The organism is Vibrio sp. 2033, from assembly GCF_033339735.1.
The window spans coordinates 1-546 of sequence record NZ_JAWOVC010000708.1 but is presented as its reverse complement, the minus strand read 5'-3'; the positions used below and the strand labels follow the sequence as shown (position 1 = coordinate 546).

General features: G+C 48.9%; 1 protein-coding gene. It reads left to right on the top strand.

Going from position 1 to position 546, the window contains the following annotated elements; genetic code table 11:
* Window position 1: 1 nt before the first annotated feature.
* Window positions 2-546, top strand: a 545-nt coding sequence (locus R7P74_RS28645; RefSeq protein ID WP_318124080.1) for an ABC transporter substrate-binding protein, incomplete at its 3' end; no start/stop codon positions are given.

Below are 546 nucleotides of genomic sequence, written 5' to 3'. Positions count from 1 at the left end.
TTTGCTTAGCCGTTCCACTGCCGTGCCTGCCAAACTGCTTGCAGCCACCGCAATTACAGCAACATTATCGGCGCCTGCTTTTTCAGCGGATGCCAATGTAGAATCCCTAGTAAAAGCCGCTCAAAAAGAAGGCTCGGTTTACAGTGTGGGCATGCCAGACAGTTGGGCAAACTGGAAAGACACGTGGGCTGATTTGCAATCAAACTACGGTTTGAAACATCAAGATACTGACATGAGCTCTGCACAAGAAATCGCGAAATTCGAAGCAGAGAAGAAAAATGCAACCGCAGATATCGGTGACGTCGGTTTTGCATTTGCGCGAGTTGCCGTGAAAAAAGGCGTAACTCAACCGTATAAACCGACCACTTGGAATGACATTCCCGATTGGGCGAAAGATAAAGACGGCCACTGGGCGCTGGCATACACCGGCACTATCTCTTTTATCTCAAACAACAACCTAGTCAAAGACGCACCAAAAACTTGGGGTGACTTACTCAAAGGTGACTACAAAGTGACGGTTGGAGACGTAGGCGTTGCGGCGCAAGC